Origin of the sequence: Alistipes sp. CAG:268 (assembly GCA_000434235.1) — a bacterium.
Taxonomy (GTDB): domain Bacteria; phylum Bacteroidota; class Bacteroidia; order Bacteroidales; family Rikenellaceae; genus Alistipes; species Alistipes avistercoris.
Map to the genome: position 1 here is coordinate 7,878 of FR891996.1, position 5,852 is coordinate 13,729.

A 5,852-nucleotide genomic window follows, 5' to 3' on the forward strand; every position below is an offset into this window, starting at 1 on the left:
GGGGCGGGCGTACGAACAACAGCAGCCGGATCTACCGCAACAACAACAATTCGCGCAACGACTCGTGGAACAGCAACCGCGGTTCGTCGGGCAGCCGCTATACGCCCGGCCGGACCGAGAACTCCGGATCCCGCGGCAACAGCTTCAACAGCGGTAGCAGCTTCGGCGGTTCGCGCGGCGGATTTACGGGCGGCAGCTCGGGCGGCTCGCGCGGCGGATTCACCGGAGGGGGCTCGGGCGGTTCGCGCGGCGGCAACTCCTACAGAGGACGTTAAACCTTAAAGAAGAATCGGAACATGAAACGAATCATAATCTGTTTGCTGGGAGCCGTCTCCGGCCTGGTGGCCGTGCCGGCCGCCGCACAGCAGTCGTCGATGCAGTTTGGTGGGTTGATGTTCAGTCACGACCTGATGCTGGCCGAGGATTTCGCCTCGCTGTCGCGTCCCGCGAATTTCGGGACGGCTCGTGCCATGGCGCTCGGCGGGGCCTTCACTTCGCTCGGCGCCGACATGTCGGCCATGTCGATCAACCCGGCCGGTCTGGGCATGTACCGCCGCAGCGAGATCTCGCTGACGCCGATGCTCTCGGTGGCGCAGGGCGAGACCGCGAATACCCTGCCGTGGCAGGGCAACAACCGAACCCGCTTCTCGTTCGCCAACGTCGGTGCGGCGCTCAACATCTTCGAGAGCTCCTCGGGTTCGCTGGTGAGCATGACGCTTGGCGTCGGACTCAACCGGGTCGCCGACTTCAATACGCGCTACTCCTACTCCTCGGAGTCGGTCTACGACGCCGCATCGGGACAGACCGTGCCCACGCTGGCCGATGTCTTCAGCCAGCAGCTGACCTACCACGGGATCTTCCCGAACCAGGACGGGGCACTCGGCTATGACTACGTACCCTACTTCTGGCCGGCGATCCTGGGCTACAACGGCTTCATGACGAGCCAGGCCGGTGACCAGATGGTGCCCGACATGATCGGCCACAACGCATCGGCCATCCATTCGGTCGATGTGGCCAATTCGGGATCGATCAACGAGTTCCAGATCGCCCTGGGCGCCAACATCAACAACATCCTCTACGTTGGCGCCACGCTCGGCATCCAGAGCGTCCACAAGAAGACGGGGATCACCTACCAGGAGCAGTATCTCTACGACGGTGCCCCCGTGGACCGCGACGGGACGCCGCTCGCCTCGAAACTCGACTATGCCTCGCTCTACCAGCAGACGGTGCTCGACGGCAGCGGACTGAATTTCAAGATCGGCGCCATCGTGCGCCCCGTGGCGGGGCTGCGTCTGGGCGTAGCCTACCATACGCCGACTTTCTATTCGCTCGACCGCACCTATGCGGCCGACATCGAGTCGTCGATCTCCAACGCCGCGAACACGAGCCGCGAGATCAACACCGACCGCACGCCGGTGCTCTCCGACGACGGACCCAACAGCTGGGAGTTCGTCTCGCCGTCGCGCCTGCTGTTCGGCGCCTCCTATACGTTCGGCACCTTTGCCATCGTCTCCGTGGACTACGAACGCGACTGGTACAACGGCATCCGGGTGAAGAACGTGCCTGACGGACAGCCCGGGTTCATCATCCAGCCCGAAGAGTACAAACTCGAGTTCAAGAACAACTTCTGTGCGACCAACGCCGTACGTGCGGGCCTCGAACTCAAGCCGCTGCCCGTGCTGGCCCTCCGTGTCGGCGGGGGGTACACCTCCTCGATGCTCAAGGACAAGAGCCTCTACTTCAACCGCCCGGTGGCTACCGAAAGCCACTACCTGACGGCCGGTATCGGCTTCACGCTTTCGCGCACGACGGTGCTCGACCTGGCCTACCAGTACGCCGTGGACAGCTACTCGAAGTACCAGCTCTTCTTCAGCATGGATGCCGATGCCGGGCAGCCCGTGACCTGGAGCGGTTTTTACGATACTTCAATCACGCGTCACTACATCGCCCTGACGCTCGGCTTCCGCTTCTGATCCGCCGGGCCGCTGCGGGCGGCGCGGGAGACGATTCTGCGCCTCCGGACGGTGGCCCGTCGCCCGCAACGGGGAAATATACCGCATAAAGGTCTGCTCCATGATAGGCAGACCTTTATTTTTTTGTATATTTGCGCTCCGGAACAAACGTAAAACCAAGATAAGTTATGGCTAAGGAACTCAAAGACCTCACCAAATCCGACGAGAACTACTCGCAGTGGTACAACGATCTGGTGGTCAAGGCCGGACTGGCGGAAAATTCGGCCGTCCGCGGGTGCATGGTCATCAAACCCTACGGCTATGCCATCTGGGAGAAGATGCACGATGCGCTGGATCGGATGTTCAAGGAGACGGGACATCAGAACGCCTATTTCCCGCTCTTCATTCCCAAGTCGTTCTTCTCGAAGGAGGCCCACCACGTCGAGGGCTTCGCCAAGGAGTGCGCCGTGGTGACGCACTATCGCCTGAAGAACGATCCCGAGGGCAAGGGGGTCGTCGTCGATCCCGATGCGAAACTCGAGGAGGAGCTCATCGTGCGTCCGACCTCCGAGACGATCATCTGGAACACCTACAAGAACTGGATCCAGTCCTACCGTGACCTGCCGATCCTCTGCAACCAGTGGGCCAACGTCGTGCGCTGGGAGATGCGCACGCGCCTGTTCCTGCGTACCGCGGAGTTCCTCTGGCAGGAGGGGCATACGGCTCACGCCACGCGCGAGGAGGCCGTCGAGGAGGCCACGAAGATGATCCACGTCTACGAAAAGTTCGCCACGGAATGGATGTCGCTGCCGGTGATCGTGGGGCACAAGTCGCCTAACGAGCGTTTTGCCGGCGCGGAGGATACGCTGACGATCGAGGCGCTGATGCAGGACGGCAAGGCGCTGCAGAGCGGTACGTCGCACTTCCTCGGGCAGAACTTCGCCAAGGCCTTCGACGTGCAGTATGTCAATAAGGAGGGCAAACTCGAGTATGTCTGGGCTACGTCATGGGGCGTTTCTACCCGCCTGATGGGTGCCCTGATCATGGCCCACTCGGACAACAACGGTCTGGTGCTGCCTCCGAAACTGGCGCCGATCCAGGTGGTGATGATCCCCATCTACAAGGGAGAGGAACAGCTCGCCGAGATCCGCACCCGCTTCGAGGCGATTGCCGCCGAACTGAAGACCAGGGGCATCTCGGTGAAGATCGACGACCGCGACAACGTCCGCTCGGGCTTCAAGTTCGCCGAGTACGAGCTCAAGGGCGTTCCGGTGCGTCTGGCCATGGGACCGCGTGACCTGGAGAACGGCACGATCGAGCTGGTGCGCCGCGACACGCTCGAAAAGGAGACCGTCCCGCAGGAGGGTCTTGCGGACCGGATCGAGGGCCTGATGACCGAGATTCAGGAAAACATCTACCGCAAGGCGCTTGCCTACCGCGACTCGATGATTACGCGGGTTGATACGTGGGAGGAGTTCAAGGAGGTGCTCGAGACGAAGGGCGGCTTCATTTCGGCACACTGGGACGGCACGGTCGAGACCGAGGTGGCGATCAAGGATGCCACGAAGGCCACGATCCGCTGCATTCCGATCGACGCACCCGACGAGGAGGGCGTCTGCATCTACTCCGGCAAGCCGTCGCACCGCCGCGTGCTCTTCGCCCGCAGCTATTGATCGGCCCGGCTCCGACACAGGGTCGGGACGGACGGAGCGGCTTTCGGACGCCGCATCCGTCCGTCCCGGCTTTTTTTATCCCCGGCCGATCCGCTGCAGGCGGCAAAATGGGGAACAGGTAAAAAAATCGATGCGACGAACGCTTTTTTTCGTACCTTTATCGCCGTTATTCTCCGAATGCCATGGACAACGAAGCTGAAATCCGGAAACGGAAAATCTATCGCGTGACCTTCATCGGCTTTGTCGTGAACCTCGCGCTCTCGTGTTTCAAACTGGCTGCGGGCGTCCTCGGCCGCAGTGCCGCCATGACGGCCGATGCCGTACACTCATTCTCGGATATGGCCACCGACGTCGTGGTGATCGCCTTTGCCCGGATTTCGGCCAAACCCAAGGACGACGGGCACGACTACGGACACGGGAAATACGAGACGCTCGCCACGATCATCATCAGCCTGGCGCTGGTTGCCGTGGGTGTCGGCATCCTCCTGTCGAGCATGCGCTCCATCCGCACGGTCATCGAAGGCGGGGTGCTGCCCCGTCCGGGCGGTGTGGCGCTCATCGCCGCCGTGCTTTCGATCGTGGCCAAGGAGATTCTCTACCGCTATACGGTCCGTGTCGGACGTGCGATCGACAGCCCCAGCGTTGTGGCCAACGCCTGGCACCACCGCAGCGATGCGCTCTCGTCGCTCGGGACGCTGGTCGGCATCGGCTGTGCCTTCTTTCTCGGCGAGAAGTGGCGTATCGCCGACCCGATTGCGGCGCTCGTCGTCGCCGTCTTCATCTTCAAGATCGCCCTCGACCTGATCCGTTCGGGGCTCGGCGAGCTGCTCGAACAGTCGCTTCCCGCCGAAACCGAGGAGGAGATCCTGCGCATCGTCTCCGCCGATCCGGCCGTCAAGGAGCCCCACAACCTCCGCACGCGCCGCATCGGGGCCTCGATCGCCATCGAGGTGCACATTCGGGTCGATGGGGAGATGACCGTCAGGGAGTCGCACGACCATACGGTCGATATCGAACGCCGGCTCCGCGATCGCTTCGGCCGGGGAACGATGATCGCCATCCACGTCGAGCCTGAGAAATAACCCGTCCGGACCCTCCTCGCGGCGCGATTTTTGTATGACGCACGGATGCCGGTCGCTGAACCGGGGGGAGTAGAAAAATTTGGATTTTTCGGAAAAAGTGTTTATCTTGCGAACGTAAAATCTCCGGAAGCGGTGTGATCTGCTCCGGATGAGTTCAATACACGAGCGACACGATTAAATTTAAAAAACAGGGATTGCCTATCGGAACAGAATTCTACTCTTAGTAACTATTAGGGGGAAAAGAGTATGAACGTGCAAGTATTAAGTGACCAAGTATTGCTTAATCACTACCTTTCGGGGGACCGGAGCGCCATATCCACTTTGATCGAACGTCACAGTCGCCGCGTACGCGATTACATCGGCATGATGGTCAAGGACCGCGATGTCGCCGATGATATCTTTCAGGAGACCTTCATCAAGGCCGTTCGGGTGATCGACGAAGGCCGTTATACGGATAACGGCAAGTTTCTGTCGTGGATCCTGCGCATCGCCCACAACCAGGTGATCGACCACTTCCGTGCCATGCGGCAGGACAAGTCGGTCTCCGAATCGGATGCCGGATACGACATGCTCGGCACGCTGCGTTTCGCCGAGCGTACGGTCGAGGACTCGATGGTCAGCGACCAGATCGAGCGCGACGTCCGCGCTCTGGTCGATCATCTTCCGGCCGAGCAGCGCGAAGTTGTGATGTTGCGTTACTTCTCGGGGCTGAGTTTCAAGGACATTGCCGAACAGACCGATGTGAGCATCAATACGGCGCTCGGGCGCATGCGTTATGCGCTGATCAACCTGCGCCGGATGATCAAGGAAAAAAATCTGATTTTAAGTTGATCTTCGCACAATATTCCTCCCTGCCATGCGTTTTATAGTTGCAGCAGTTAAAACGAAGTGCCTATGGAGGACATGGACAAGAACGATGTTTCAAACAACGGCATCTCCGAGGACGAAGACTTGATCATGCGGGAGGTAATACAGGGTGATGCGGATTTGTGTTATTTGCATCATTACCTCTCGGAGGTTTTCCGAAAAGGGGATAATTTTTAAGGGTTAATTTTTGATGGGAGAAGGGGGCCGCGAGGTCCCCTTCATTGTTTGGCGCCGGCTTCGGACGGCAGGGTGTACGCGAAGCGGCGGCCGGTAATCCG

The 5,852-nt window shown here is 60.3% G+C and carries 5 protein-coding genes; all 5 read left to right on the top strand.

The window, feature by feature from the left end; translation table 11 throughout:
* Positions 1–296: 296 nt before the first annotated feature.
* Complete coding sequence (locus QZL63_RS05310; protein ID WP_022308290.1) at positions 297–1,973, top strand: OmpP1/FadL family transporter; 1,677 nt, start codon at positions 297–299, stop codon at positions 1,971–1,973.
* A 167-nt stretch (positions 1,974–2,140) separates the two neighbouring features.
* Positions 2,141–3,625: a proline--tRNA ligase gene (proS, locus tag QZL63_RS05315; RefSeq protein ID WP_022308292.1), complete on the top strand. Its 1,485-nt coding sequence runs from the start codon at positions 2,141–2,143 to the stop codon at positions 3,623–3,625.
* 182 nt (positions 3,626–3,807) lie between these two features.
* Positions 3,808–4,707 (top strand): cation diffusion facilitator family transporter, encoded by a 900-nt coding sequence (locus QZL63_RS05320; RefSeq protein WP_022308293.1) that lies wholly within the window; start codon positions 3,808–3,810, stop codon positions 4,705–4,707.
* Positions 4,708–4,953: 246 nt separating this feature from the next.
* Positions 4,954–5,538, top strand: a complete 585-nt coding sequence (locus QZL63_RS05325; RefSeq protein ID WP_022308294.1) for an RNA polymerase sigma factor — start codon at positions 4,954–4,956, stop codon at positions 5,536–5,538.
* A gap of 63 nt (positions 5,539–5,601) precedes the next feature.
* On the top strand, positions 5,602–5,751 hold the full coding sequence (locus tag QZL63_RS05330) for a hypothetical protein (protein ID WP_022308295.1): 150 nt from the start codon (positions 5,602–5,604) through the stop codon (positions 5,749–5,751).
* Positions 5,752–5,852: the final 101 nt, after the last annotated feature.

Excerpts from the sequence above, each read along its gene's own strand:
- proS (WP_022308292.1), top strand. The coding sequence starts at position 2,141 with ATGGCTAAGGAACTCAAAGACCTCACCAAATCCGACGAGAACTACTCG.
- QZL63_RS05310 (WP_022308290.1), top strand. The coding sequence starts at position 297 with ATGAAACGAATCATAATCTGTTTGCTGGGAGCCGTCTCCGGCCTGGTG.
- QZL63_RS05320 (WP_022308293.1), top strand. The coding sequence starts at position 3,808 with ATGGACAACGAAGCTGAAATCCGGAAACGGAAAATCTATCGCGTGACC.
- QZL63_RS05330 (WP_022308295.1), top strand. The coding sequence starts at position 5,602 with ATGGAGGACATGGACAAGAACGATGTTTCAAACAACGGCATCTCCGAG.
- QZL63_RS05325 (WP_022308294.1), top strand. The coding sequence starts at position 4,954 with ATGAACGTGCAAGTATTAAGTGACCAAGTATTGCTTAATCACTACCTT.